Source organism: Aquitalea sp. USM4 (genome assembly GCF_004328945.1).
Lineage (GTDB): Bacteria > Pseudomonadota > Gammaproteobacteria > Burkholderiales > Chromobacteriaceae > Aquitalea > Aquitalea pelogenes.
The window spans coordinates 1376667-1401987 of sequence record NZ_CP029539.1 but is presented as its reverse complement, the minus strand read 5'-3'; the positions used below and the strand labels follow the sequence as shown (position 1 = coordinate 1401987).

The following is a 25321-nucleotide window of genomic DNA, read 5'->3' as shown; positions in this document are numbered from 1 at the left end:
CCTGTGGCAACGGGCGGGATGTGCAAGAACTATAGCGGCAGATTGTAAGTTTTGTGTAAGGATTGCGTGGAAATGCTGTAAGAAAATGCAGGTGAGGCAATGCAGTGCGACATGCTATTGGAATGAAATCAATAACTTCAAGGCACTGAACTGGTGCTGCTATGCAGCAAAATGGTGCGCTGTAGTGTGTCAACTACACTACTGGACAGTTTATTCAGCTTCGTTTTCCTGCTTGAAAAACAGACTGGCACACAGGCCATGGGGCGGGTTGTCGCTCAGTTCCACCCGGGTGTGATGGCGGCGGGCAATCTCCTGCACGATGGCCAGACCCAACCCGCAGCCCTTGCCTCCCACGCTGTTGTTGACCCGGTAAAAGCGCTGGAACACCTTTTCGCGTTCGGCTGCGGCTATGCCAGGGCCGTTGTCGCGCACGGCCAGACACAGCTGCGTCCCCTTGCGGTGCAGTTCCACTGTGATTTCACCACCCGGCGGGGTGTACTGGATGGCATTGTCCAGCAGGTTGGCCAACAGTTCGCGCAGCAGGCCGGCATGGCCCTGCATCAGCATTTTTTCATCGCTGCTGTCCAGGCCCAGGTCCAGCCCGCGCGCCAGCGCACGCGGCACGGCCTCGGCGGTGACTTCGCGCGTCAGCTGGTTGAGGTCCAGCAGACTGCGCTGCAAGCCGGTTTCCGGTTCGGCACGGGCCAGCGCCAGCAGCTGGTTCACCAGATGAATGGAGCGGGCCACGCTGGTTTCCACTTGCTCCAGCTGGCGGCAGGCGCGCGGTATGTCCGGTGTCTGGCCTTGCAGTTCGGCCTTTACCAGTTCGGTTTGCGACTTGAGCCCGGCCAGCGGCGTGCGTAATTGATGCGCGGCATCGCCAATGAAGCGCCGCTGCTGGTCCACCTGCTTGTTGACCTCTTCCAGCAGGCTGTTGATGGCGGCGGTCAGGGTGCGGACTTCGGCCGGCGCATTGTTGACTTCGATGGGGGCCATATCGCGTGGCGAGCGGTTTTCCACCACCCGGCGCAGGCGGCGCAGTGGCGACAGGCCACGGCTGATGCCGGCCCACACCAACAGACTGGTCAGCAGCATCAGCCCCAGCAGGGGCAGGCCCATGTCCAGCAGGATCTTGCGGGTGAGCTCGGCACTCAGGGCGCGGCTTTTGGCCACTTGCACCAGCATCAGCTGTGGTTGTTCCGGCGTGCCTGCCAACAGGTAAAGGGCTGCCACGCGCACATCCTGGCCCTTCATGCTGGCGTTGTAGAAATAGCTGCTGCCCGCCTTGGCCACCAGCTCATGCGGTGGCGGTGGCATGGTGGGCTCGCCCAGCAGGAAGGCGGAAGGCGGCGAGCTGACCATGTAATACACCCGGTCGCTGGGGTCTTCTTCCAGGATTTCCCGTGCGGCACGGGGGAAGTCGACATAAAAACCATTGCCGAAGGGCTTTACCTGCCGCGCCAGCGCGCGTGATGTCTGTGCCAGCGTCTGGTCGATGACCTCATTGGTGTAGCGCACCGCCATGGCATGCGCTAGCATGGCCGCCGCCAGCCACAGCACCAGTTGCGGCAGCAGCAGCCAGATCAGCAGCTGGCGGCGCAGTGACAACTGGCGCGGACGGGCGGTTTCAGTCATCGGCAGCCTGCATCAGCAGATAGCCAAGGCCACGTACAGCGCGGATACCTACGCCACTGCCATCCAGCTTCTTGCGCAGGCGGTGAACATACACTTCCACCGCATTGCTGCCGATTTCCTCCCCCGCACCGGTGAGGGCGGCAGAAATCTGCTCCTTGGTCAGCACTTTTTCCGCCTGGCTCATCAGGATGAACAGCAGTTCCAGCTCGCGCGCCGACAGCTCCAGCGGCTGGCTGCCCGCCCAGGCGCGCTGGGCGCCGGGGTCCAGCCGCAGGGTGCCGAAGTGCAGTTCTTCCGGTTGCAGCGCGTCGCGTTGCGGGTCGATGGCGCGCTGCCGGCGCAGCAGGGCGCGGATGCGGGCTTCCAGCTCAGGGAATTCGAACGGCTTGACCAGATAGTCATCCGCACCGGCATCCAGCCCGGCCACGCGGTCTTCCATGCTGTCCAGCGCGGTAAGCAGCAGGATGGGCAGCGCCGGTTGATGCACCCGTACATTGCGCAGCACCTTCAGACCGTCCTGACCGGGCAGGCCGATATCCAGAATCACCGCATCAAAGTGCTCGGCCAGCAATACCTGCTGGGCAGTCAGCCCATTGTCGCTATGACTCACGGCAAAACCCAACTGGCTCAGACGGGTGAGCAGGGCGTCGGCCAGCACGGCATCATCTTCGGCCAGAAACAGTTTCATGGGACGGCAGCATCGGGAAAGGAAGGCTTGATGGTAGTGCAGATTAGCCGGGCTGTGCCATCATCGCGCGGTGTGCGGTGCAGCAAAAAGCCCGCACATGGCGGGCTTTGACGTAACGGGGCGGGTTTACTGCGCCAGTGCGCTGGCCTGCTTGGCCAGTTCGGTGATGCGGGCCCAGTCGCGGTTGGCAATGGCGTCTTCCGGGGTCAGCCAGCTGCCACCAACGGCTAGTACGTTTGGCAGCGCCAGATAGTCCTTGGCCTTGGCCAGGTCAATGCCGCCGGTCGGGCAGAAACGCAGGTCCGGCAGCGGGCCCGCCAGCGACTTCAAGAGCTTGATGCCACCCACGGCTTCGGCCGGGAACAGCTTGAGGATGTCAAAGCCCTCATCCTGCGCGCGCATGGCTTCGGACGCGGTGGCCACGCCCGGCAGCAGGGTGAGGTTGGCATTGCGTGCGGCAGAGGCCAGCTCCGGGGTCAGGCCGGGGCTGACGCCAAACTGGGCGCCAGCGTCCAGCGCAGCTTCCAGCTGGGCGCGGTTGCGCAGCGTACCGGCACCCACGATGGCGCCGGGTACTTCGTCGCGCATGCGGCGCATGGCAGCCAGGGCCGCCTTGGTGCGCAGGGTGACTTCCAGCACGCGGATGCCACCATCTACCAGCGCACGCGCCAGGTCTACCGCTACAGCGGCGTCATTTACCACGATGACCGGCACTACCGGTCCCTGGCGCAACAGGGTCAAAGCGTCCATATCAGTTTCTCCACAGCGGGTGATGGAAGCTCATGGCACCAGCTTCCGCGGCGTCGGCGGATTCGCGGAATACCGCGAACAGTTCACGTCCCACGCCAAATTGATTGTGTGCAAGGTCGGCACGCGCCAGTTCGCGTGCAGCCCATTCTTCGGCCGGTACTTTCACTTCCAGCGTGCCGGCCACGGCATCCAGTTTCACGATGTCACCATCGCGAACCTTGCCGATACTACCGCCCAGGACTGCTTCCGGCGAGACATGGATGGCAGCGGGTACTTTGCCCGACGCGCCGGACATGCGGCCATCGGTGACCAGTGCCACGGCAAAGCCGCGTTCTTGCAGGATGGACAGCGCCGGGGTCAGCTTGTGCAGTTCCGGCATGCCGTTGGCGCGCGGGCCCTGGAAGCGGATGACGGCGACAAAGTCGCGTTCCAGCTCGCCGCGCTTGAACGCAGCCAGCATGTCGTTCTGATCGTTGAATACGATGGCCGGTGCTTCCACGATGCGGTGTTCCGGCTTGACGGCGGATACCTTGATCACGGCGCGGCCCAGGTTGCCAGCCACCACGCGCAGGCCGCCATCGGCGCTGAACGGGTCGGCCACGGTACGCAGCACGCTGTCGTCGCCGCTCACGGCCGGGGCCGGACGCCATTTCAGCGTGCCATTGTCCAGCCATGGTTCGTTGGCATAAGCCGACAGGCCACGGCCGACGATGGTGTCCACATCTTCATGCAGCAGACCGGCAGACAGCAGCTCGCGGATGACAAAGCCCATGCCGCCTGCGGCGTGGAAGTGGTTCACATCGGCCTTGCCATTGGGGTAGACGCGGGTCAGCAGCGGGATGATGGCCGACAGTTCGTCAAAATCGTCCCAGTTGATGTCGATGCCGGCGGCGCGGGCAATGGCCACCAGGTGCAGGGTGTGGTTGGTGGAACCGCCGGTGGCCAGCAGGCCGACAATGGCGTTGACGATGGATTTTTCATCAATCATGCGGCCAACCGGGGTGAAGTTCTCACCCTGGGCGGCAATGTGGGCGGCCTGACGGGCAGCGGCGCGGGTCAGTGCCTCGCGCAGCGGGGTACCCGGATTGACGAAGGCGGTGCCCGGCAGATGCAGGCCCATGATTTCCATCATCATCTGGTTGGAGTTGGCTGTGCCATAGAAGGTACAGGTACCGGGGCCGTGGTAGGACTGGCACTCCGATTCCAGCAGCTGATCCCTTCCCACCTTGCCTTCGGCGAACAACTGGCGCACCTTCGCCTTGTCGTCGTTGGCAATGCCGGTGGTCATCGGCCCGGCCGGAACAAACACCGCCGGCAGATGGCCGAAGGTCAGCGCGCCAATCATCAGGCCAGGAACAATCTTGTCGCACACGCCCAGATACAGGCTGGCATCGAACATCTGGTGTGACAGGGCCACCGCGGTGCTCATGGCAATCACGTCACGCGAGAACAAGGACAGCTCCATGCCCGGCTGACCCTGGGTCACGCCGTCGCACATGGCAGGCACGCCACCGGCAAACTGGGCGGTGGCTCCGGCCTTCAAGGCTTCTTCCTTGATCCAGGCCGGGTAGGCTTCCAGCGGCTGGTGGGCGGACAGCATGTCGTTATAGGCAGACACGATGGCCAGATTGGGGCGGTGGGCCTCTTTCAGGTGAATCTTGATATTGTCCGGCATTGCCGCAAAGGCGTGAGCCTGGTTGGTGCAGGACAGCTGGGCGCGTTCCACCTTGCCCTGCTGGGCGGCGGCCTGAAGATGATCCAGATAGGCAGCGCGACGTTCGCGGCTGCGATCTATGATGCGCTGGGTAACGGCGTGCAATACCGGGTGCAGGGCCATGGCGATTCCCGTGATGAATGTGGGTAAATGGTAGTTTTACTACACTTAAATTGCAAGAATTCAGCCAGTGCCTTGCCGTGGCAAAATGGGGGTGATTAGCACGAAAGTCGCTCCAGTAAAGGATTGTGTCGTTTTATGCCCGATTGGACAGGTGTTGCTTTCTGCGGATTATCCCGGCAACACACATGGACATGGCAAAATCGGGTGGTAATATAACTACATTGCAAATGCACAAGACGGAAGATCACTATGGATAACCGTAGCACGCCCACCCCGGCCTTCGATATGGTGCTGTTCGGTGGTACTGGCGACCTGGTAATGCGCAAGCTGTTGCCGTCGCTGTATCAGGCCCATGCCGCCAGCCTGCTCAACCAGCAAGGCCGTTTGCTGGCGCTGGGTCGCAAGGCGATGAGCCGCGACGACTACCTGGCGCTGGTGGAAAAGAATGCACGCCAGCATATCAAGGAACACTTCGATGCGGCGGCCTGGGAATCCTTCCGTGCTCGTATCGACTATCTGCAGGTTGATGCCGGTGAAGCTGCGCATTATCCGGCACTGGCCGAAGCGGTGGGCCAGCATCCGGAACGGGTGGTGGTCTGTTATCTGGCCACTGCGCCCAATCTGTTTGCCGGCATTTGCGAAAACCTGGCTGCCGTGGGACTCAACCGTCCCAATGTGCGCGTGGTGCTGGAAAAGCCGCTGGGTATCGACCTGGATTCCTCCAACGAAATCAACGATGCGGTGGCTCATTTCTTCAAGGAAGACCAGCTGTACCGCATCGACCACTATCTGGGCAAGGAATCGGTACAGAACCTGATGGCCATCCGCTTTGCCAACGCGCTGTTCGAGCCGCTGTGGCGTCGCGAGTGGATTCACGATGTACAGATCACCATTTCCGAAGACCTGGGTGTCGGCACCCGTGGTGACTTCTACGATGGCACCGGCGCGTTGCGCGACATGGTGCAGAACCACCTGCTGCAATTACTGTGTATCGTCGCCATGGAGCCGCCGGCCAATATGGAAGCCGACGCGGTGCGGGACGAAAAACTCAAGGTGCTGAAGGCACTGCGCCCGTTCAGCGAGCAGGATGTGGCCAACAAGACCGTGCGTGGCCAGTACAAGGCCGGTGCGGTGGCCGGTCAGCCGGTGGTGGGCTACTTGCAAGAGCAAGGCATTCCGGCTGATAGCCAGACCGAAACCTTTGTCGCCCTCAAGGCGGAAATCGACAACTGGCGCTGGGCCGGTGTGCCTTTCTTCCTGCGTACCGGCAAGCGCATGCAGGAGCGGCTGGCGGAAATCGTCATCAACTTCCGCGACGTGCCGCACCAGTTGTTCTCCGGCCCCTTGAGCGGCAGTCACACCGCCAACCGCCTGGTGATCCAGTTGCAGCCGGAAGAAAGCATCCGCCTGTACTTCCTTGCCAAGGAACCGGGCGACACCATGCGCCTGCAACCGGCCTACCTGGACCTGGACTTCTACAAGGCCTTCAAGGTGCGTCGTGCCGATGCCTACGAACGCCTGTTGCTGGATGTGATCCGCGGCAAGCTGGCCTTGTTCATGCGTCGTGACGAGCTGGTGGAAGCCTGGCGCTGGGTGATGCCCATCATGGAATGCTGGCAGAACAGCAGCAACACCCCGCCCAAGCAATACACGGCAGGCACCTGGGGCCCGGCGGCTTCCAGCGCCCTGCTCAGCCGCGACGGCATCAGCTGGCACGAAGAAAGCTGACCGACCTGACCCGTCCGGGCCGCCGCACTGGCCTGCCCGGACAGGACAATTCATAACAAGCCGGCCAGCAAGAGCGGCAATCACCCGGTGTCATGGATATCAGGGGCCGGGTGCAAGGTGAGGATGACATGCATGCAATGGTTTGAATTTCCCGATGCACCGGCCAGCGCCGCCGCCCTGGCCGCTACCGTGGCACAACGCTTGTCGGCCGCTCTGGCGCGCGATGGTCGCGCCGTGCTGGCTGTTTCCGGTGGCAAATCGCCGGTTCCCTTCTTTCACGCGCTGCGCAGCCAGCCGCTGGACTGGTCGCGCGTGCTGATCACGCTGGTGGACGAACGCTTCGTCCCGCCGGATCACCCGGACAGCAATGCCGCGCTGGTGCGCGAACATCTGTTACAGGATGCCGCCGCTGCCGCCCGTTTTCTGCCGCTGGTGGGCGATGCCCGTGATGACGTCGCCGAACTGGCCGCCGCCAATGCCGCCTACCAACAACCGACTGTCGCCGTATTGGGCATGGGTGAGGACGGCCATACCGCTTCGCTGTTTCCGGGTGCTGACGCGCTCGCTGACGGGCTGGACATGGCCCGCAGCCTGCCCTTGCTTGCCGTACAGCCACTTACCGCGCCGCACCTGCGCTTCAGCATGAGCAAGGCCGCTTTGCTCGCCTGCGACAGCCTCATCCTGTCCATTCAGGGAGCGGGCAAACGCCAGGTGTTCGATCAGGCTGCGCAAGGTATCAATGACAGCCTGCCCATCAGCCATTTCCTGTTGCAGACGGAGTGCCCCATCGATGTCTACTGGACTGCCTAATACCTGGCCGCGGCTGCTGGCCGATATCGGCGGCACCAATGCCCGTTTCGCCCTGGAAACCGCGCCTGGCGTGCTGGAAGACATCCTGGTGCTGCCCTGTGCCAGCCACCCCACGCTGGAAGCGGCCATGCGCAGCTATCTGGGCGAGGTGGGCACCCGTGCGGTGGCCCATGCCGCCATCGGCATTGCCAACCCGGTGACGGGTGACTGGGTGCAGATGACCAATCACCACTGGGCGTTTTCCATTGAAGCCACCCGTCAGGCACTGGGTCTGACCTCGCTGATCGTCATCAACGATTTCACCGCGCTGGCGCTGTCGCTGCCGCACCTGCCACGTCAGGAACTGGTACAGGTGGGGGGCGGAGAAGCGGTCGCTGGCAGCCCGCTGGCGCTGATTGGCCCTGGCACCGGTCTTGGCGTGTCGGCCCTGATTCCGGCACCGGGCGGCTATATGCCGCTGGCCGGTGAAGGTGGCCACGTCAGCTTTGCCCCGTTTGACGAGCGCGAGGCTGCCATCTGGCGCTATGCGCGCGATCGCCATGGCCATGTATCGGCCGAGCGCCTGCTGTCCGGCCCGGGGCTGGTGCTGATTTACCATGCGCTGGCGGCACTGGCTGGCGAACCGGAGCAGGACCTGTCCGCTGCCGACATTACCGCCCGCGGCCTGTCGGGCGACTGTCCGCGCTGCCGCGAAACGCTGGATGCCTTCTGCGCCATGCTGGGTACGGCGGCGGCCAATCTGGCGCTGACGCTCGGCGCCCGTGGCGGGGTATACCTTGGCGGTGGTATCGTTCCACGTTTGATCGACTACTTCAAAACGTCGCCATTCCGCCCACGCTTCGAGGACAAGGGCCGTTTTTCCGCTTATCTGGCGGGAATTCCGGTGTTTGTCATCAACAGCCGTTACCCTGCGCTGATCGGCGCGTCGGCAGCGCTGGCGGCGCACCTGGAGCACTGACCCATGCTGGAAAGAATCAAGTCTCAGCTAGAAGCCCTGTCTTCGGCCGAACGCAAGGTGGCCGAACTGGTGCTGGAGCAGCCCTACACCATGATGCAGGCCGCAGTGGCGGATATCGCCCGCAATGCCGGCGTCAGCCAGCCCACGGTGATTCGCTTCTGCCGCTCCATGGGCTGCTCGGGCCTGCCCGATTTCAAGCTGAAACTGGCCGGCAGCCTGGTCACCGGCGTGCCTTATGTGCATTCCAGCGTCCGGCCGGAAGACCCCACCTCGGAAATCGTGGCCAAGGTGTTCGACAACACCGTCACCGCGCTGCTCAAAAGCCGTAACGACGTCAACCCGCAGGCCATCGAAGCGGCCATCGAGGCCATTTCCCGCGCCCGGCGGGTCGAGTTCTACGGTCTGGGCAACTCCGGCATCACCGCCGCCGATGCCCAGCACAAGTTCTTCCGCTTCGGCATTTCCACCGTGGCCTATGCCGATACCCACATCCAGATGATGGCGGCCTCGGTACTGGGGCCGGACGACGTGCTGGTGGCCATTTCCAGCTCCGGCCGCTCGCGCGAGCTGCTGGATGCGGTGGAAGAAGCCACTGCTTCCGGTGCCACCGTGGTGGCCATCACCGCCAGTGGTTCTCCCCTGGCACGTGCCGCCACCATCGCCCTGATGGCGGACACCCAGGAAGACAATGAAACCTACAGCCCGATGATTTCCCGCATCATCCACCTGGTGCTCATCGACGTGCTGGCCGTGGGCGTGGCCTTGCGCCGCGGCCCCGGCGTGATCGGACAACTAGAAAAAACCAAGCACAGTCTCAAAGCAAAGAGACTGGCCGAACGGACAGAAGAGGATTAATCATCATGAGCGAACTGACCCAACTTCCCGCCTGGCAAACCCTGTGGGACCACTTTGCCGATGCCAAGCAGCTGCACATGCGCGAGCTGTTCCAAAACGACCCGGAGCGGGCCGAACGTTATGGCCTGGAAGTGGGGGGCCTGTTCCTCGATTACTCCAAGAACCGCATCACCGACGAAACCCTGAAGGGCCTGATGCAGCTGGCGCGCGAAGCCGGGCTGCCGGAACGCATCAAGGCCATGTTCAAGGGTGAAAAGATCAACAGCACGGAAAACCGCGCCGTGCTGCACGTTGCCCTGCGCAACCGCACCAATTCGCCCATTTTCGTTGATGGCGAAGACGTGATGCCCAAGGTGAACTCCGTGCTGGAACGCATGGGCAAGTTTGCCCACGCCGTGCGCTCCGGCGAGTGGCTGGGTTATACCAACCAGCCCATCACCGACATCGTCAACATCGGCATTGGCGGCTCGGACCTGGGCCCGCTGATGGTGTGCAGTGCGCTGCGTCCGTTTGGTCACCCGCGCATGAACATGCACTTTGTTTCCAATGTGGACGGTGCCCAGCTGAAGGAAACCCTGAAGAAGGTGCATTCGGAAACCACCCTGTTCGTGGTGGAATCCAAAACCTTCACCACCCAGGAAACCCTGACCAATGCGCTGACCGCGCGTGACTGGTTCCTGCAGCGTGCGCGGGACGAAAAAGCGGTGGCCAAGCACTTTGTCGCCGTATCCACCAACCAGAAAGCCGTGGCGGATTTCGGCATCGACCCGTCCAACATGTTCGAATTCTGGGACTGGGTGGGTGGCCGCTACAGCCTGTGGTCGGCCATCGGCCTGCCCATCATGCTGTATCTGGGCGAGGAAAACTTTACCGAGCTGCTCAACGGCGCGCACATCATGGACCAGCATTTCCGCAATGCACCGTTCGAGCAGAACATGCCGGTGCTGCTGGCCATGATAGGCATCTGGTACATCAACTACTTTGGTGGCGGCAGCCATGTGATTGCGCCGTACGACCAGTACCTGCATCGCTTGCCTGCCTTCATCCAGCAGCTGGACATGGAGTCCAACGGCAAGCAGACCCAGCTCAATGGCAACCCGGTCAATTTTGAAACCGCGCCCATCATCTGGGGTGAAACCGGCATCAACGGCCAGCATGCCTTCTTCCAGCTCCTGCATCAGGGCACGCATATTTCGCCGATCGACCTGATTGCCTCGCTGGAAAGCCGTGGCAGCCTGCCGGGTCACCATGAAATCCTGCTGGCCAACGTGTTTGCCCAGGCCGAGGCCTTCATGCGCGGCAAGACCGCCGAGGAAGTACGCGAAGAACTGGCCGCGCAAGGCATGAAGGGCGATGCACTGGAAGCACTGGTGCCGCACAAGGTGTTTGCCGGCAACCGTCCCACCAATACCTTGCTGATGAGCTTCCTCGACCCGCGCAACCTGGGTTCGCTGATTGCGCTGTACGAGCACAAGATCTTTGTGCAAGGCGTGATCTGGGGCATCAATAGCTTCGACCAGTGGGGGGTGGAACTGGGCAAGCAACTGGCCAAGACCATCCACGCCGAACTCACCGGCAAGCTGAAAACGGCCGAGCACGACAGCTCCACCCGCCGCCTGATCCAGCTGTACCGTCAGGCCAACAAGAGCAAGTAAGCGCACTGGCTGAGCCAAGGGCCACCCTCAAAGAAAAACGCCTCCGGATGGAGGCGTTTTGCATGGGACTGACAGCGAAGATCAGAAATTGTACTTGGCGCTGTAGATCACCGCGTTCTGGTACTCGGACGAGCCCAGCTTCTGGTCGGCATAGCGGTATTGCACGCCGGTGGTGAAGCGCTTGTTCACATTCCACCACAGGGCGATGGCACCGTTTTCGCCGGTGTTGTGCTTGTAGTTGGCCACGAATTCGTGCTTGCGGGCGAATTCGGTTTCATGCCACTGGGTCACCAGGAAGGACTGACCAAAGGCGCTGAACGGGTAGAGCAGCACATAGCCGGCCATCCAGCCGTTGTAACCGGAACCGATGCCGAAGGAGTCCAGCTCGTTGTGCGCGCCAATGAACGGCTTGATGGTCAGGTCGCCGTACTTCAGTTCGGTGCTCAGGCCCAGTACGCGGTTCTGGCTGAAGAAGTTGTTGCCACGGGTGTCGTAAACGTGTGCGTACAGTTGTACCGGTACGTTGCCGACCTGGGTCAGGTTGAAGCGGCCAATGGCCTTGGTGGTGTAGCGACGGTCATAACCGTTGGTGCCGTGGTCGCTTTTGCCCGGGTTTTCCAGGTCGAAGAAGCCGTAGACATCACCCCAGTTGCCACCCATGCCGCCTTCGGCTTCCAGGTAGCCGAAGTCTTTCTTGCCGCTTTGCTCGGTGGTACGGGAAGACCAGTCGAGGTAGTTGGCACTGACATTGGCAAAGGACCAGTTGTCGGCATGCGCCAGGGTGGAGCCGCTGATCAGAGACAGGGCCAGCAGCAGTTTGCGAGCTTTCATTTTTTCCGCCTAAGTGAACTTTTTTTATGTAAAACCCGCAGGGCAGACCATACGGGGGCGCGCAGGGTAGCGCACAAGTCTCTACATTGAAAAGTTTCAGTTCAAGCGACGTAACATTTCAGCAACATTATGAAAACGGGCTGTATTGCTGTTGGACAATATGCAGCAAATGTCGTCATCAGCGGACATTGGCTGGCAAGTAGGCACTATCCGGCCAGCCATAGCGTAACAGGCTGATGCTGCTGCTGGCAGAAAATTCGACGCCCTCTTGTTCCAGCAACACGCGCTGCCAGTCGGCCTGCTCACTGCCGGGGCGGGACAGGCGGCCGGCACTGTTCACCACCCGGTGCCAGGGCAGGCCGTGGCCGTCCGGCAGGCTGCCCAGCAGCTTGCCGACATGACGGGCGTGGCGTGGAAAGCCAGCCGCCGCCGCCAGCACGCCGTAGCTGCTGACCCGGCCGGGCGGTATCTGCCGCACCAGCGCCAGCACCGCCAGTTCGAAGGCGGGCGACATCAGCGGAAGCGGGCGTCCGCCACGAAGGGATTGTGGCGCTTTTCATCGCCAATGGTGGTGAGCGGGCCGTGGCCGGGAATCACCACGGTATCGTCCGGCAACAGGAACAGCTTTTGCTGGATGGCATCGATCAGCTGCTGGTGATTACCCATGGGGAAGTCGGTACGGCCGATGGAGCCCTGGAACAGCACGTCACCGGCCACCAGCACACCGGCGGCGGCGCTGTAGAACACCACATGGCCGGGCGTGTGGCCGGGGCAGTGGATCACCTGCAGCGTTTCCTGGCCGATGCTGACCGTATCGCCCTCTTTCAGCCAGCGTTCCGGGGTGAGGGCCGGGCTGGAGGGAAAACCGAACATGCGGCCCTGATTGGGCAACTGGTCCAGCCAGAAGCTTTCGCTCTGTTCCGGGCCTTCAATCTGCACGCCCAGCTGGGCGGCCAGTTCACCGGCACCGCCGGCGTGGTCGATATGGCCGTGAGTCAGCAGCAGCTTGGTGACGGTGAGTCCTTGTTGCGCGACCCAGGCGCGGATGCGGTCGATATCGCCACCAGCATCGACGATGGCGGCTTCGCGGGTGACATCGCACCACAGCACGCTGCAGTTCTGGGCAAAGGGGGTAACCGGAATCAGGTGATACTGCAGGGACATGGCGGTGCTCGGTGCAATTGGGATGGCAAATTGTGGCATGGCAGGCCGCTGCGGCCAAGCTTGTCGGGGCGGGGCGGCTGAAACTGGTAAAATCGCGCCATTCCCGCTTTACCGGAGGCCATGATGAGCCTGATTCCCGAAATCAAACCGCAGCAGTCGCTGGAGTTGCTCAAAGAACTGCATATCCTTACCCGCGACGGCAAGATCAACCAGGACACCCGCCGCAAGCTCAAGCAGGTGTATCACCTCTACCAGTTCATCGAGCCCCTGATGCAGGACGTGCTGCAAAGCAAGGGGGACGTCAGCCTGGCCGACCACGGCGCGGGCAAGTCCTACCTGGGCTTCATCCTGTACGACCTGTTCCTCAAGGACAAGGAGGCCGGCCGGGTATTCGGCATCGAAACCCGTCCCGAGCTGGTCAGCCGCTCGGAAGAGCTTGCCGCGCGGCTGGGCTTTGACCGCATGGGTTTTCTCAACCTGACGGTGGAGCAGTCCATCACCTCCGAGCAGTTGCCGGCCCAGGTGGACATCATCACTGCGCTGCATGCCTGCAACACCGCCACCGACGACGCCATCCGCTTTGCGCTGGCCAAGGACGCCAAATACATCGTGCTGGTGCCGTGCTGCCAGGCCGAAGTGGCCGCTGTGCTGCGTCAGAAGAAGAACGAGACCTTTGGCAAGACGCCGCTATCCGAACTGTGGCGTCATCCCATCCATACCCGCGAGTTCGGCAGCCAGCTGACCAATGTGCTGCGTTGCCTGCAACTGGAAGCCCGCGGTTACCAGCTGACGGTGACCGAGCTGGTGGGCTGGGAGCATTCGATGAAGAACGAGCTGATCATTGCCAAGAAAACCGGCAAGGGCAAGCAGAGTGCGCGTGAACGGCAGGAAGCCATTCTGCGCGAGCTGAACCTGGAAGATTTGCGCGAACGCTTTGTCTACTGAGCAGGCTCTGGCGGGGCGGTACGTGCCGCCAGCCAGTCGCGCAGATCGCCGCTTGCCACCAGCTGGCGCTTGGCGGCGGCTGACAGGCGCTTGAAGGCGTATTCGGCCTTCAGCGCCTGCGATTTGTCGGCAAAGGGATAAACCAGCGCAATGCGCTGTGGCGGGTTGAGCCGGGTGTAACGCGCGCCTTTGCCGGCCAGATGCGCGGCATAGCGCCGCGCCACGTCATTGCTGATGCCGGTGTACAGCGCGCCGTCACGGCACTCCAGCACATACAGATGCCACTGGCCGGAGAGGCTGGTGGTATCAGCCTTGCTCATCGTCCAGCTTGGGCAGCGGACGGATGCTCACCCGCTCGGTACGGTTGCCCTTTTGCTCGGTCACCACGATTTCCCAGCCTGCTTCGCGAATGCTGTCGCCCTGGCGCGGAATGCGCTCCAGCCGGTGCATCAACAGGCCGGCCACGGTGTGGAAGTCCTCTTCCTCGTAGTTGCCCAGCTCGATGTACTGTTCCAGCGTCACCAGTTCGGTGCTGCCTTCCACATCCAGACTGCCATCTTCGCCCTGTACCAGCGCCGGTTGTTCATGGCGTTCGTGTTCTTCCGGGAAGTCCCCGGCAATGGCTTCCATCAGGTCCTTCTGGGTGACGATGCCTTCCAGACTGCCAAATTCGTTTACCACAAAAGCCATGTCGGCAGCTTGCTGACGGAAGGCCTCCATCGCTTTCAGTACCGTCATGCCTTCCGGCAATACCAGCGGCTGGCGCAGTGCGGCCATCACGTCCAGTGTCTGGCCGTCCAGCAACTGGGCCAGCAAGTCCTTGCGTGCCACGATGCCCAGCGGCTCGTCGATGCGCCCGGCACCCACCACCAGCAGGCGGGAGTAGGGGCTGTCACGCAGCACCTTGCGTTGCTGCTCGGCATCCTGGCTGATGTCCAGACGGTGAATGTCGGAACGCGGGGTGGCAATCACCCGGATTGGTCGTTCGGCCAGGGTCAGCACACTGTGGATCATCGCCCGCTCGTTGTGGGCAAAGGCTTCTTCCGCGTCCTCGTGCGGGCCTTCCTCGTGTTCCTGCTCATGATGGCCGCCGTGTTGCAGCGGCGCATTGCCCAGCAGGCGCAGTACGGTGTCGGCGGTACGGGAGCGGAAACTGTTACGGCTATTGAGAAAACGCTGACGGTTGACGTTGGCAATCTGGTTGAACACCTCGATCAGTACCGAGAAACCGATGGCAGCGTACAGGTAGCCCTTGGGAATATGGAAACCGAAGCCGTCGGCAATCAGGCTGAAGCCGATCATCAGCAAGAAGCCCAGACACAGCATCACCACGGTGGGGTGGGCGTTGACGAAGCGGGTGAGCGGCTTGCTGGCCATGATCATCATGCTCATGGCAATCACCACGGCCAGCATCATGATGCTCAGGTGCTCGGCCATACCGATGGCGGTGACCACCGAGTCAATGGAGAACACGGCATCCAGCACCAGAATCTGCACCACCACGGTGGCAAAGGCGGCATAGGCCTTCTGGCCATTGCCTTCACTGTGCTCCACCCCTTCCAGCCGCTCGTGCAGCTCCATGGTGGCCTTGAACAGCAGGAACAGGCCGCCGCCCAGCATGATCAGGTCGCGGCCGGAAAAGCTCTGTCCCAGCACGGAAAACAGGGGAGCGGTGAGTTTTACCAGCCAGCTGATGCCCGCCAGCATGAACAGACGCATGATCAGCGCCAGTGACAGGCCAAGCACACGGGCGCGGTCGCGCTGATGGGGTGGGAGCTTTTCGGCCAGGATGGCCACGAAAATCAGGTTGTCGACGCCGAGCACCACCTCCAGCACGATCAGGGTGAGGAGGCCGAGCAGGGCATAAGGGTCAGACAGCCAGGATAAATCCATGATGTAAAAACAGGGTCCTTGAAAAGAAACAGTCAACACAATAACAAACCACGGCCTTCTTGTCCGTGGTGCAGGCAAAGCAAAGCCCCGGCAGTGCTGCAGGCCGGGGCTGGAGGAGGGTTACAGGCCGCCGTAAGAGTGCAGGCCGGTCAGATACATGTTCACCCCGAGGAAGGCAAAGGTGGTGACCAAGAGGCCGATCACCGCCCACCAGGCCAGCGGCTTGCCGCGCCAGCCCTTCACCAGCCGGATATGCAGCCAGGCGGCGTAGTTCAGCCACACGATCAGTGCCCAGGTTTCCTTCGGGTCCCAGCTCCAGTAGCCACCCCAGGCATCGGCCGCCCACATGGCACCCAGAATGGTGGCGATGGTGAAAAACAGGAAACCGATGGAAATGGCTTTGTACATCATTTCGTCCAGCACTTCCGCGCTGGGCAGCCGGTCCTTCAGCACGCCCTTGAGCACCAGCAGCTCGGCCACACCCAGCATGGCCGACATGGCAAACGCACCATAGCCGACAAAGTTTGCAGGAACATGAATCTTCATCCACCACGACTGCAAGGCCGGGATCAGCGGCTGGATTTCATGCGCCTGACGGTCGAAGCTGTACCACAGGATGAAGCCGACCGCGGCACTGATCACCAGCAACACGAAGGCACCGGCCTGGCGGGTGGCGAAGCGGGCTTCGTAGTACAGGTACATCAGCGCGGTGATCAGGGTGAACAGGATGAAGACTTCGTACAGGTTGGATACCGGGATATGGCCGACATCGCTGCCAATCAGGTAGCTCTCGTACCAGCGCACGAACAGGCCGGCGGCACCCATGACGGCCGCAGCCCAGGTCAGACCGCTGCCCATGCGCGACAGCATGGCCGAGCGGGTGAGCAGGCCAGCCCAGTACACCAGGGTGGCCAGGAAGAACAGGGTGCACATCCACATGATGGCGGACTGGCTGGAAAGTACGAATTTCAGCCAGAACGCGCTCTGACCGCGTGCCAGTTCACCGTGATACAGGCTGATGCCCAGCAGCGCCACCGTGGCCGACAAGGGGAAAAACCAGCGCCATGACTTCCAGAACCAGCCCAGTGCCACCAGCCCGACGGCCGAGCCCGCCAGAATGGCTTGCTCGTAACCATCCATATAGGGGTTGTACAGACGCCAGGCCTGCACTGCGGCGACCACAAGTAGCACGGCATACAGCCAGTCAGCCAGTTTCAGCCGCTTGTACAGCGGCTGTGCGACAAAGGATTGTGCAAGTTCCATCACTTACCTCGTACTAACTGTTGAATTGCTTCGCCATGACGGCGGAAATCTGCATCCAGGTCACGGTTGTGACGGTTGGAGCTCATGGCCAGCCGCACGCTGCCGGGCATGCAGCAGATCCACAGCCGGATTTCCCGGATATAGAACATCAGCACGATGCCGATCACCAGCATCAGCGAGCCAAGATACACCAGGTTCTTGCCGGGCGAACGGGTCAGTTGCAGGCCGGAGGCCTGAACCTGGTTAAAGCCTTGCAGTTGCAGGAACACCGGGGCGTTGTAATCGTGCAGCGCACTGATGCCCACCAGGCTGTCCAGCAGGAAGCGGTAGCGCTTGCCATCCATGGCCACCGGCTTGAGGCCGGCCTTGGCATCGGCCACATCCATCACGTCCACCACCGCGCCTTGCAGGATCTTCACATAGGTTTGTGCCACGGCCTGGCGTTTGTCCTGCGGTACTTTTTCGTCCAGGAACTGCTCCAGCGCCACAAAACCACCCTGGGCAAAGCGTCCGAGAATCCATTTCACGCTATTGGCAAACTGTTGCTGCATGGCCGGGCTGATGGCCGAACCCTGCATGGCCTTGGCCGTGGTGCGCTTGGCAATTTCGTCGTACAGGGCCGGGTTCATGAAGGCGGTGCGCAGGCGCATGAAGCTGTCCAGCGACAGTTGATCATCCAGCGGCAGGCGCAGGTACTGGAAGGGTTCCGACACCTTGCTGCGCACACCGGCCACCAGATAGCTGACGCCATCTTGCTGGATGGGGGCCATGTAATGATGGAATTCCATCGCCTGGCCCTGTTTGTCACGCAGCTTGAAGGTGACGGACGGGCCGATGTTCTTCAGTTGCTTCTCGTGCTTTACCTCGCGGGCATCCTGCATGCGCTCGCTCAGGCTCTTGCCACTGGCATCGGCATTCTTGTTGCCCATGTTCTCGATGTTGAACACGCGCAGATCGCCAAACTCCAGGTTGTAATCCTTGCCATTGGCGCGCAGCGGCTGGGCGGCCATCGACACACCATTGATGGCCACCGGCTGCATTTGCGGCTGGTCCAGATTCCATGCCTTGAAGGTCAGCGGCGAGCCACCGTCGCCAAAGCTGGCCTGGTAGATGGCCACACCATCCACGATCAGCGGATGGTTCACCTTCACCTGGGCTTCGGTCACCTTGCCGGTGGCCTTGTCGGTGACGGCAATGTCGCTGGCAAACAGCTTGGGCATGCCGTTGCTGTAGTAATCGACATAGAACTTTTTCAGCGTCACGGTAAAGGGCAGGTCCTGCACCAGATAGCCGTTGCCGGAGTTCAGGAACACCACATCGGCGCTTTTGCCCTCTGCCACAGTGACATTGCCGCGGAAGGACAGGTTGGAAGTGGACAGCCGGCTTTGGGGCGGAATCTGGCTTTGCGGAATATCACGGGTTTCCGGCACCACGCTGCCCACCATTTCCGCCAGTTTCAGCGGCAGGTTGCCATCCATCAGCCCGCCAATGCAGATGACGACCAGTGCAATATGGGCAAAAAAGTAGCCCAGCTTGCTGGCTGCACCTTTTTTGGCCGCCAGCACCAGGCTGCCGTCTGCACGCTGGTGTTCACGCCAGCGCCAGCCCTGGCCGCGCAGATAGGCACGCAGGGTGTCCGGGTCTGCTGCCGCGCCGTCAAACACGACACTGTGCTTCATGGCTGCCAGTGAGTTGTCCGAGGCTTTCTCGCGATAGGCCTTCATGTCCTTGATGAAGCCCGGGCCGTTGCGCACGATGCACAAGGTGGTGGACAGCACCAGAAAGGCCAGGATGGTCAGGAACCAGCCGGAATGGTAAACATCGTACAGGCCCAGCTGTTCGAACACGGCAAACCAGTACTGGCCGAATTCAAAGGCATAGTTGGGGTAGGGCTCGTTCTGCTTCAGTACGGTACCGATGATCGAGGCAATGGCCAGAATGGTCAGCAGACCAATGGCAAAGCGCATGGAACTGAACAGTTCGTACAGCTTGTAAACAGCGGTGTGGCGGGAGTTTTTTGTCATCTTGGTGCCGAACACAAAAAGGGAAGCCGGTTAAGGCTTCCCTTTTGAACAAGGCTATCCGCAAAAGTTGCGATTAGCGCAGACCCGAAATGTATTCGGCCACAGCCTTCATTTCGGCATCAGTCATGCGGGAAGCAACATCGGTCATGGTGACGTTCTTGCGATCGGTGCCAGCCTTGAAGTCAGCCAGTTGCTTGGCTACGTAGGCAGCATGCTGGCTGCCAACACGCGGGAACTGGTCCGGGATACCCTTGCCGGCCGGGCCGTGGCAGGCCATACAGGCCGGCAGGTGGCTGGTCGGGTTGCCAACGCGGTAGATCTTGGCACCCAGCGGCATCAGCTCCTTGTTGGCCGCTTCACGGGCCTTGGGCTTTTGCTGGCTGAAGTAGGAAGCGACATTGCGCATGTCAGCATCGGACAGTGCAGAGGCCATGCCCAGCATGATCGGATTCTTGCGCTCACCCTTCTTGAAGGCTTGCAGCTGGTTGTAGATATACACCTCATGCTGGCCGGCCAAGGTCGGGTTTGCCGACGCTACGCTGTTGCCATCAGCACCGTGACAGGCGGCACATACCGTGTCAACGATCTGCTTGCCCTTTACCGGGTCTCCCTTGGCAATGCCTTCTGCCCATGCACTTCCAGCCAGGGTTGCCGCAGCTACAGCCAACAGCATCATCCGTTTCATGATCGCTCCTTGTGAGGAATTCTTAAATATCTGTAAAAGTGGCAATTTCAAACCTGTTATTCTATACCAACTGAAATCAACCTTACTACTATGTCGATTTTTAAAAGCGCCACTTTTTATACCACCGTCAACCATTTGAAGGACCTGCCGCCCACCCGGGCCGAGGTCGCCTTCGTGGGTCGGTCCAATGCCGGCAAGTCCAGCGCCATCAATACGCTGGCCAACCGGACCCGGCTGGCGTATGTCTCCAAGACACCCGGCCGTACCCAGCATATCAACTTCTTTGACCTGGGCCAGGAACGCTTCATGGTGGACTTGCCCGGTTACGGTTATGCCGAAGTGCCAGAGGCGGTGCGTGCCCACTGGGTACAGCTGCTGGGCCGTTACCTGCAAACCCGTGATAGCCTGGTCGGGCTGATCCTGATCATGGATTCGCGCCGTCCGCTGCTGGAACTGGACCGCAAGATGCTGGCTTTCTTCCGCGATACCGGCCGTCCGGTGCATATCCTGCTGTCCAAATCCGACAAATTATCGCGCAGCGACCAGCAAAAGACCTTGACCATGGTCAGGCGCGAGCTGGCAGATTACCCCGCGGTGTCAATCCAGTTGTTTTCCAGTCTGAAGAAAACCGGCGTGGAGCAGGTGGAAGAAGTGGTGGAAGCCTGGTTTGATGCTGTACTGAAAGAACAGGATTCGCTGCCAGATAGCGAATGACGGAACTTTGTCGGCGGGAGAGCTACTAACCGTGCAGGTGCTCCGGCACCTCCCGCTTGCCTCCCTGAGCGGGAGCCTTACGCTGACAATTAAGGCCTTTACCCCGGCGCAATGTGCGCCGGGTTTTTTATTGCCTGCCGTCTGATGCAACAGACATGAAAAAAGCGAGAGCATTTGCTCTCGCTTTTTTGTGTCCACTGCCATGGCATCCGGATGGTTTGCCTTGTCAGTTGTTCATCACCACATTGGTCACCTTCAGGCTTTCAGCAGCACTGCGTACTGCCGCATCGGAAGTGAAGGGTCCAAGGCGTACCTTGTAGTTGCCCTGCTGGTTGATGATGCCCAGCTTGCCGTCGTAACGGTCGTCCACTTCATCCAGCATTTTCTTCAACAGTGCTTCGGCATTGGCCAGCTTGTTGAAAGAACCGAGCTGCAAATACTTCGGGTTGTCCTCGCTGCGGATATCCGGGCCATTGCTGGCCACAGCTTCGCCACCGGCTACGGGCCATACCCGCTCGATGCTGACCTTGGCACTGCCTTGCTTGACGAAGCCCAGCTTGTAGGCCGCCGCATAGGACAGATCCATCGCACGGTTGCGGTGGAAAGGGCCGCGATCATTGATGCGGACAATCACCGACTTGCCGTTGGCCGCATTGGTTACCCGCACGTAGCTGGGAATCGGCAGGGTCGGGTGCGCCGCAGTCATGGCAAACATGTCGTAGCGCTCACCCGAGGTGGTTTTTCTGCCTTGAAACTGCTTGCCGTACCAGGAGGCCACGCCGGTGGCCTTGAACGGTTTTTCACTGGTGTCCGGACGGAAGCTCATGCCCATCGCGGTGTAAGGCTGGTTGGCTGACTTGATCAGCGGTTCCGTCTGGGGTACTGCATCCGGTACCAGATTCAGGTTGACCGGAATATGGTCGGCGGGGCCGTCTTTCTGAAAATAGGCGCCGCCCTTGTTGTTGGCTACGGTGGGCTTATTGGTCGGCTTTGCCGACTGGTTGGTGGCGCTGGCCGTCTTCACGGTGGAGCAAGCCACAAGTACGAGACTGACAAAAACAAGCCACAGCCATCGGAGTACTGATTGCATAGACCTCCCTTATGCTGTTGGGCACATCAAAAAACGTCGGCGGATACTGCCCTTGCGGGTGTTCTCCCCTGCCTTCGCGACAGTGGACGGCTGCCTGTGTCCTGTGCCATGACTGGCTCAGGTCCGGCATGCCATCCGTTTCACTTCAGGCATCAACATTTCTTGCTGGCCCGTTAGTGTTGGCCGGCCTGTGAACTGTCAGCTTCCTCCTGCGAAATCCAGCTGCCGCCACGCTTCAAACACCGTGATTGCAACGGCGTTGGAAAGGTTCAGGCTTCTCGATTCGGGACGCATGGGCAAACGAATCCTCTGTGTGGAGGGAAATTCCTCCAGCACTTCTGGCGGCAAGCCGCGGGATTCGGGACCGAACAGCAAAACGTCCCCAGGTTGGAAAGAAATCTGGTCGTGGCGCGTAGCGCCCTTGGTTGTTGCAGCGAAAATCCGCCGTCCTTGCAGGGCCTGCTGGCAGGCAGCCCAGTTTTCATGGACAACGACACGGGCGTATTCGTGGTAGTCGAGGCCCGCTCGTCGCAACTTGGCATCCTCCATGGGAAAACCCATGGGTTTGACCAGATGCAGTTCACAGCCGGTGTTGGCACATAAACGAATCACATTGCCCGTATTGGGCGGGATTTCCGGCTGAAAAAGAACAACGGTGAACATCGTTGGCTGGCTGGATTGTTCCAAAGAATCAAAATCTTGGTCAAGTTTTTGGGAAAGATGCCCTGCAGAGCACCCACGCATCGACCCGTTTTGCCCCCTGTTTTTTGAGTATTTCAGCCAGGGCAGACAGGGTCGCTCCACTAGTGGCCACATCGTCGACAATGGCGACGGAAAGCCCGTCAATGCGTTGTTTTACGCCAAATGCATGACGGACATTTCGGCTTCTTTCGGCACGGCCAAGAGAGGCTTGCGGCACAGTGTTGCGTTTTCGCCAACACAGTGTGGTGGAAAAACGGCTTTGCATTGTAGCAGCGATTGCCTGGGCTAGTGGAATGCTCTGGTTGAAGCCGCGCTCTGCAAGTCGTTCTTTTGACAAGGGAACGGGAATGACCAGGTCGCTTGAAACAGCCTGTTTACGGGCAAATTCGGCCATCAGCGCGGCCAGTGCACCGGTCATTTCCAGCCGTTTTCCATACTTCACTGCATAAATAATTGCATTCAGGGGGTAGCCAAACAGGTATGGAGTGTGTATGGCGTCGAATGCCGGTGGCCGTCGCAGGCAAAAGCCGCAAATATCCCCCGTCAATGCTGGTTCTGCGCAAATGGGGCAGTGCATGGATGGCAGGGCCGGCAAGCTGGCTTTGCAGCCGTTACACAGCCCGTCCGGGCAGTTTCGACGATTACACAACAGACAGTGCTGATTAAATATTGAGCAATTGTCAATAAATTTTCTTTTGATATTTGACAGCATGGGAAGCCCTCTGCAAGACTGCGGCCAGACACTCTCAGCCATGCCGTTTTTTTCTTAAATTATCCATTTGTTCAGTTGTAATTTGGCAATAAATACAATTGGCATTTTTGTTGCAATGAAAGCGCATCATGACCACGCAAACCATTCAGTTTTCCCGTCCGGCAACACCACATCCAGAAAGCAATGTCTGGTCGGTGGCAGAAATCGAAGCACTGCTGGCGCTGCCCTTCATGGAGCTGGTTTTCCGTGCGGCGGAGATTCATCGCCAGTTTTTTGACCCGACCAAGGTGCAGCTGTCGACGCTGATTTCCATCAAGACCGGCGGCTGTCCGGAGGATTGCGGCTATTGCCCGCAATCGGTACATCACGATACGCCGGTGGAAAACCAGCCGATGATGACGGTGGACGAGGTGATTGAGGCTGCGCGTACCGCCAAGGCCAATGGTGCCGGTCGCTTCTGCATGGGTGCCGCCTGGCGTGGCCCGAAGGATGCCGATCTGGAACAGACCCTGCGCATGGTCAGCGAAGTGAAGTCGCTGGGGCTGGAGACCTGTGCCACCTTTGGCTTGCTGAAGGATGGCCAGGCAGAAAAGCTGAAACAGGCCGGTCTGGATTACTACAACCATAATCTGGATACCGCACCGGAAAAGTATGGCGACATCATCCATACCCGTGAATATGAAGACCGGCTGGACACCCTGGGCAAGGTGCGCGGTGCCGGTTTGTCGGTGTGCTGTGGCGGTATTGTCGGCATGAATGAAACCCGTGCGGACCGTGCCGGGCTGATTGCCCAATTGGCCAATCTGGAGCCGCAGCCGGAGTCGGTGCCGATCAATAATCTGGTGAAAGTGGGTGGCACGCCGCTGGAAGGGGCGGACCCGCTGGACTGGACCGAATTCGTGCGTACCATTGCGGTTACCCGTATCACTATGCCCAGAAGTTACGTGCGTCTTTCTGCCGGTCGGCGCGAGATGCCGGAGGCCATGCAAGCCCTGTGCTTCCTGGCGGGTGCCAACTCGATTTTCTATGGTGACAAGCTGTTGACCACCGGGAATCCGGAGGTGGATGCCGATCGGGTACTGATGGAAAAACTCGACCTGTCGCCGCTGTAAATCAGCCTGATTTTTACTGCCCGGATCGGTCGGATTTTTGCAATGTATATATAAGGAATACTTTTGTGAAAATCCGGCCGATTTTGACGTTTTTTTTCTGAAAGAGCCATGCGCGCCCAAGACCTCTCCACTGCCTTGCTGCAATTGCAGCAACAGCACCGTTTGCGACAGCGTCATTTGCTGGAAACACCGCAGTCCAGCCAGGTGGTGATCGATGGTAAAAACTACATCGCATTTGCCAGCAACGACTACCTGGGCCTGGCCAATCACCCGGCCTTGATCGAAGCCACGCGGGCGGCATTGCAGCAATGGGGGGTAGGGGGTGGTGCTTCGCATCTGGTGGCCGGACATTTTGCCATTCACGAACAGGCCGAACAGGCCCTGGCCGAGTTTTGCGGTAGCGAGGCCGCGCTGTTGTTCAGCTCGGGCTATGCGGCCAATCAGGCGGTGATTACCAGTCTGGTGGGACGGGGGGACGCCGTTTTTGCCGACAAGCTGAATCATGCTTCCCTGAACGATGCCTGCTTGTTGTCGCGCGCCAGCTTCCGCCGTTTCCGCCATAACGATCTGCAGCATCTGGAAGAACTGCTGGCCAGCACGCCGGCCCGGACCCGGCTGATTGCAGTGGATGCGGTGTACAGCATGGATGGTGACGAAGCACCGCTAAAGAAACTGCTGCAACTGGCCGATAAATACGATGCCTGGCTTTATATCGACGATGCGCACGGTTTTGGTGTGCTTGGCAATGGACATGGCTCGGCGGTGGAACAGGGTATCAGTGGTGAACGGCTGGTTTACATGGCGACACTGGGCAAGGCTGCCGGTGTGGCTGGTGCCTTTGTCGCCGGTACTGCCCAGCTGGTGCAATGGCTGGTGAACAGTGCCCGCACCTACATCTATACCACCGCGCAACCACCTGCACTGGCAGCAGCCGTACTGGCCAGCTTGCAGCTGATTGCCAGTGAACCCTGGCGCAGGGAACGCCTGCAGCAACACATCAGCAGGGTGAGGGAAAGGTTGGCTGATGTAAATTTTCAGCTGATGTCATCCCGTACGCCGATACAGCCGATTATCATAGGCAGGAACGAGCAGGCAATGTTGCTGGCTGCACAACTGAAAGAGCGTGGGTACTGGGTGCCGGCGATACGCCCCCCCACTGTTCCCGAGGGAACAGCCCGTTTGCGTCTGACCTTGTCCTCAGCCCATACGCCGGACCAGCTGGAGGGCTTGCTGGACAGCGTGGTGTCAGCAATACAGTCATAGGGGATGA

24 protein-coding genes are annotated in these 25321 nt (G+C 60.4%); 9 read left to right on the top strand and 15 right to left on the bottom strand.

Going from position 1 to position 25321, the window contains the following annotated elements:
* Window positions 1–210: 210 nt before the first annotated feature.
* From DKK66_RS06740 to edd, 4 genes are all read right to left on the bottom strand, one after another.
* The gene (locus DKK66_RS06740) at window positions 211–1635 is read right to left on the bottom strand and encodes a sensor histidine kinase (protein ID WP_131356488.1); all 1425 of its coding nucleotides are present in this window, start codon (window positions 1633–1635) and stop codon (window positions 211–213) included.
* Window positions 1628–2323, bottom strand: a complete 696-nt coding sequence (locus tag DKK66_RS06735) for a response regulator transcription factor (RefSeq protein ID WP_131356485.1) — start codon at window positions 2321–2323, stop codon at window positions 1628–1630. The genes DKK66_RS06740 and DKK66_RS06735 overlap by 8 nt, the downstream gene beginning before the upstream one ends.
* A gap of 126 nt (window positions 2324–2449) precedes the next feature.
* Window positions 2450–3073: a bifunctional 4-hydroxy-2-oxoglutarate aldolase/2-dehydro-3-deoxy-phosphogluconate aldolase gene (locus tag DKK66_RS06730; protein WP_045846536.1), complete on the bottom strand. Its 624-nt coding sequence runs from the start codon at window positions 3071–3073 to the stop codon at window positions 2450–2452.
* A gap of 1 nt (window position 3074) precedes the next feature.
* Window positions 3075–4910 (bottom strand): phosphogluconate dehydratase, encoded by a 1836-nt coding sequence (gene edd / locus DKK66_RS06725; RefSeq protein ID WP_045846535.1) that lies wholly within the window; start codon window positions 4908–4910, stop codon window positions 3075–3077.
* A 249-nt stretch (window positions 4911–5159) separates the two neighbouring features.
* Between edd and zwf the strand changes: the two genes are divergently transcribed.
* From zwf to pgi, 5 genes are all read left to right on the top strand, one after another.
* Entirely contained in the window at window positions 5160–6638 is a 1479-nt protein-coding gene (zwf, locus tag DKK66_RS06720) for a glucose-6-phosphate dehydrogenase (protein WP_045846534.1), read from the top strand.
* A 132-nt stretch (window positions 6639–6770) separates the two neighbouring features.
* Entirely contained in the window at window positions 6771–7448 is a 678-nt protein-coding gene (pgl, locus tag DKK66_RS06715; RefSeq protein ID WP_131356482.1) for a 6-phosphogluconolactonase, read from the top strand.
* Window positions 7429–8406 (top strand): glucokinase, encoded by a 978-nt coding sequence (locus tag DKK66_RS06710; protein WP_131356479.1) that lies wholly within the window; start codon window positions 7429–7431, stop codon window positions 8404–8406. Before pgl ends, DKK66_RS06710 begins: the two co-directional genes overlap by 20 nt.
* Window positions 8407–8409: 3 nt before the next feature.
* Entirely contained in the window at window positions 8410–9261 is an 852-nt protein-coding gene (gene hexR, locus DKK66_RS06705; protein WP_045846531.1) for a transcriptional regulator HexR, read from the top strand.
* A 5-nt stretch (window positions 9262–9266) separates the two neighbouring features.
* Window positions 9267–10916, top strand: coding sequence for a glucose-6-phosphate isomerase (gene pgi, locus DKK66_RS06700; RefSeq protein WP_131356476.1), 1650 nt, complete (start codon window positions 9267–9269; stop codon window positions 10914–10916).
* An 81-nt stretch (window positions 10917–10997) separates the two neighbouring features.
* On the opposite strand, the gene DKK66_RS06695 is transcribed toward pgi, so the two are convergent.
* The 3 genes from DKK66_RS06695 to DKK66_RS06685 all read right to left on the bottom strand — a co-directional run bounded on the left by DKK66_RS06695 (window position 10998) and on the right by DKK66_RS06685 (window position 12911).
* The gene (locus DKK66_RS06695; protein WP_045846529.1) at window positions 10998–11747 is read right to left on the bottom strand and encodes an outer membrane protein OmpK; all 750 of its coding nucleotides are present in this window, start codon (window positions 11745–11747) and stop codon (window positions 10998–11000) included.
* A 178-nt stretch (window positions 11748–11925) separates the two neighbouring features.
* Window positions 11926–12261: an MGMT family protein gene (locus DKK66_RS06690; RefSeq protein WP_131356473.1), complete on the bottom strand. Its 336-nt coding sequence runs from the start codon at window positions 12259–12261 to the stop codon at window positions 11926–11928.
* Window positions 12261–12911, bottom strand: a complete 651-nt coding sequence (locus DKK66_RS06685; protein ID WP_131356470.1) for an MBL fold metallo-hydrolase — start codon at window positions 12909–12911, stop codon at window positions 12261–12263. Before DKK66_RS06685 ends, DKK66_RS06690 begins: the two co-directional genes overlap by 1 nt.
* Window positions 12912–13034: 123 nt before the next feature.
* On the opposite strand from DKK66_RS06685, the gene DKK66_RS06680 reads away from it, so the two are divergent.
* Complete coding sequence (locus DKK66_RS06680) at window positions 13035–13856, top strand: SAM-dependent methyltransferase (protein ID WP_131360880.1); 822 nt, start codon at window positions 13035–13037, stop codon at window positions 13854–13856.
* Here DKK66_RS06680 and DKK66_RS06675 read toward each other — a convergent pair.
* The 5 genes from DKK66_RS06675 to DKK66_RS06655 form a co-directional block, all read right to left on the bottom strand.
* Complete coding sequence (locus DKK66_RS06675) at window positions 13850–14176, bottom strand: GIY-YIG nuclease family protein (RefSeq protein ID WP_131356467.1); 327 nt, start codon at window positions 14174–14176, stop codon at window positions 13850–13852. The two genes, DKK66_RS06680 and DKK66_RS06675, sit on opposite strands and share 7 nt — an antisense overlap.
* Window positions 14163–15749 carry a TerC family protein gene (locus tag DKK66_RS06670; RefSeq protein ID WP_062788785.1) on the bottom strand — a complete coding sequence of 529 codons (1587 nt, stop codon included), beginning with the start codon at window positions 15747–15749 and terminating at the stop codon, window positions 14163–14165. Before DKK66_RS06670 ends, DKK66_RS06675 begins: the two co-directional genes overlap by 14 nt.
* A gap of 120 nt (window positions 15750–15869) precedes the next feature.
* A complete protein-coding gene (ccsB, locus tag DKK66_RS06665; protein ID WP_131356463.1) occupies window positions 15870–17012 on the bottom strand; it encodes a c-type cytochrome biogenesis protein CcsB in 1143 nt (380 codons plus the stop codon).
* Window positions 17012–19036, bottom strand: coding sequence for a cytochrome c biogenesis protein ResB (locus DKK66_RS06660; RefSeq protein WP_131356460.1), 2025 nt, complete (start codon window positions 19034–19036; stop codon window positions 17012–17014). The genes ccsB and DKK66_RS06660 overlap by 1 nt, the downstream gene beginning before the upstream one ends.
* A gap of 73 nt (window positions 19037–19109) precedes the next feature.
* The gene (locus DKK66_RS06655) at window positions 19110–19721 is read right to left on the bottom strand and encodes a cytochrome c (RefSeq protein WP_045846523.1); all 612 of its coding nucleotides are present in this window, start codon (window positions 19719–19721) and stop codon (window positions 19110–19112) included.
* Between the two features lie 90 nt (window positions 19722–19811).
* Between DKK66_RS06655 and yihA the strand changes: the two genes are divergently transcribed.
* Complete coding sequence (yihA, locus tag DKK66_RS06650) at window positions 19812–20435, top strand: ribosome biogenesis GTP-binding protein YihA/YsxC (RefSeq protein WP_062788782.1); 624 nt, start codon at window positions 19812–19814, stop codon at window positions 20433–20435.
* A gap of 226 nt (window positions 20436–20661) precedes the next feature.
* Here the strand turns inward: yihA and DKK66_RS06645 are convergent, their stop codons facing one another.
* The 3 genes from DKK66_RS06645 to DKK66_RS06635 all read right to left on the bottom strand — a co-directional run bounded on the left by DKK66_RS06645 (window position 20662) and on the right by DKK66_RS06635 (window position 22939).
* A complete protein-coding gene (locus tag DKK66_RS06645; protein ID WP_231588850.1) occupies window positions 20662–21459 on the bottom strand; it encodes a septal ring lytic transglycosylase RlpA family protein in 798 nt (265 codons plus the stop codon).
* 264 nt (window positions 21460–21723) lie between these two features.
* A complete protein-coding gene (locus tag DKK66_RS06640; RefSeq protein ID WP_045846520.1) occupies window positions 21724–22188 on the bottom strand; it encodes a tRNA (cytidine(34)-2'-O)-methyltransferase in 465 nt (154 codons plus the stop codon).
* Window positions 22189–22228: 40 nt separating this feature from the next.
* On the bottom strand, window positions 22229–22939 hold the full coding sequence (locus DKK66_RS06635; protein ID WP_052693975.1) for a ComF family protein: 711 nt from the start codon (window positions 22937–22939) through the stop codon (window positions 22229–22231).
* Between the two features lie 128 nt (window positions 22940–23067).
* Between DKK66_RS06635 and bioB the strand changes: the two genes are divergently transcribed.
* Both bioB and bioF read left to right on the top strand, forming a co-directional pair.
* Complete coding sequence (bioB, locus tag DKK66_RS06630; protein ID WP_045846519.1) at window positions 23068–24051, top strand: biotin synthase BioB; 984 nt, start codon at window positions 23068–23070, stop codon at window positions 24049–24051.
* A 108-nt stretch (window positions 24052–24159) separates the two neighbouring features.
* Window positions 24160–25314, top strand: a complete 1155-nt coding sequence (gene bioF, locus DKK66_RS06625; RefSeq protein WP_131356457.1) for an 8-amino-7-oxononanoate synthase — start codon at window positions 24160–24162, stop codon at window positions 25312–25314.
* Window positions 25315–25321 lie beyond the last annotated feature (7 nt).

Coding starts and splice junctions, on each gene's coding strand:
- bioF (WP_131356457.1), top strand. CDS start 24,160: ATGCGCGCCCAAGACCTCTCCACTGCCTTGCTGCAATTGCAGCAACAG.
- DKK66_RS06640 (WP_045846520.1), bottom strand. CDS start 22,188: ATGTTCACCGTTGTTCTTTTTCAGCCGGAAATCCCGCCCAATACGGGC.
- DKK66_RS06680 (WP_131360880.1), top strand. CDS start 13,035: ATGAGCCTGATTCCCGAAATCAAACCGCAGCAGTCGCTGGAGTTGCTC.
- bioB (WP_045846519.1), top strand. CDS start 23,068: ATGACCACGCAAACCATTCAGTTTTCCCGTCCGGCAACACCACATCCA.
- zwf (WP_045846534.1), top strand. CDS start 5,160: ATGGATAACCGTAGCACGCCCACCCCGGCCTTCGATATGGTGCTGTTC.
- DKK66_RS06675 (WP_131356467.1), bottom strand. CDS start 14,176: ATGAGCAAGGCTGATACCACCAGCCTCTCCGGCCAGTGGCATCTGTAT.
- hexR (WP_045846531.1), top strand. CDS start 8,410: ATGCTGGAAAGAATCAAGTCTCAGCTAGAAGCCCTGTCTTCGGCCGAA.
- DKK66_RS06740 (WP_131356488.1), bottom strand. CDS start 1,635: ATGACTGAAACCGCCCGTCCGCGCCAGTTGTCACTGCGCCGCCAGCTG.
- edd (WP_045846535.1), bottom strand. CDS start 4,910: ATGGCCCTGCACCCGGTATTGCACGCCGTTACCCAGCGCATCATAGAT.
- DKK66_RS06695 (WP_045846529.1), bottom strand. CDS start 11,747: ATGAAAGCTCGCAAACTGCTGCTGGCCCTGTCTCTGATCAGCGGCTCC.
- DKK66_RS06690 (WP_131356473.1), bottom strand. CDS start 12,261: ATGTCGCCCGCCTTCGAACTGGCGGTGCTGGCGCTGGTGCGGCAGATA.
- pgl (WP_131356482.1), top strand. CDS start 6,771: ATGCAATGGTTTGAATTTCCCGATGCACCGGCCAGCGCCGCCGCCCTG.
- DKK66_RS06730 (WP_045846536.1), bottom strand. CDS start 3,073: ATGGACGCTTTGACCCTGTTGCGCCAGGGACCGGTAGTGCCGGTCATC.
- DKK66_RS06735 (WP_131356485.1), bottom strand. CDS start 2,323: ATGAAACTGTTTCTGGCCGAAGATGATGCCGTGCTGGCCGACGCCCTG.
- DKK66_RS06660 (WP_131356460.1), bottom strand. CDS start 19,036: ATGACAAAAAACTCCCGCCACACCGCTGTTTACAAGCTGTACGAACTG.
- DKK66_RS06710 (WP_131356479.1), top strand. CDS start 7,429: ATGTCTACTGGACTGCCTAATACCTGGCCGCGGCTGCTGGCCGATATC.
- pgi (WP_131356476.1), top strand. CDS start 9,267: ATGAGCGAACTGACCCAACTTCCCGCCTGGCAAACCCTGTGGGACCAC.
- yihA (WP_062788782.1), top strand. CDS start 19,812: ATGTCGATTTTTAAAAGCGCCACTTTTTATACCACCGTCAACCATTTG.
- DKK66_RS06685 (WP_131356470.1), bottom strand. CDS start 12,911: ATGTCCCTGCAGTATCACCTGATTCCGGTTACCCCCTTTGCCCAGAAC.
- DKK66_RS06635 (WP_052693975.1), bottom strand. CDS start 22,939: ATGCTGTCAAATATCAAAAGAAAATTTATTGACAATTGCTCAATATTT.
- ccsB (WP_131356463.1), bottom strand. CDS start 17,012: ATGGAACTTGCACAATCCTTTGTCGCACAGCCGCTGTACAAGCGGCTG.
- DKK66_RS06670 (WP_062788785.1), bottom strand. CDS start 15,749: ATGGATTTATCCTGGCTGTCTGACCCTTATGCCCTGCTCGGCCTCCTC.
- DKK66_RS06655 (WP_045846523.1), bottom strand. CDS start 19,721: ATGAAACGGATGATGCTGTTGGCTGTAGCTGCGGCAACCCTGGCTGGA.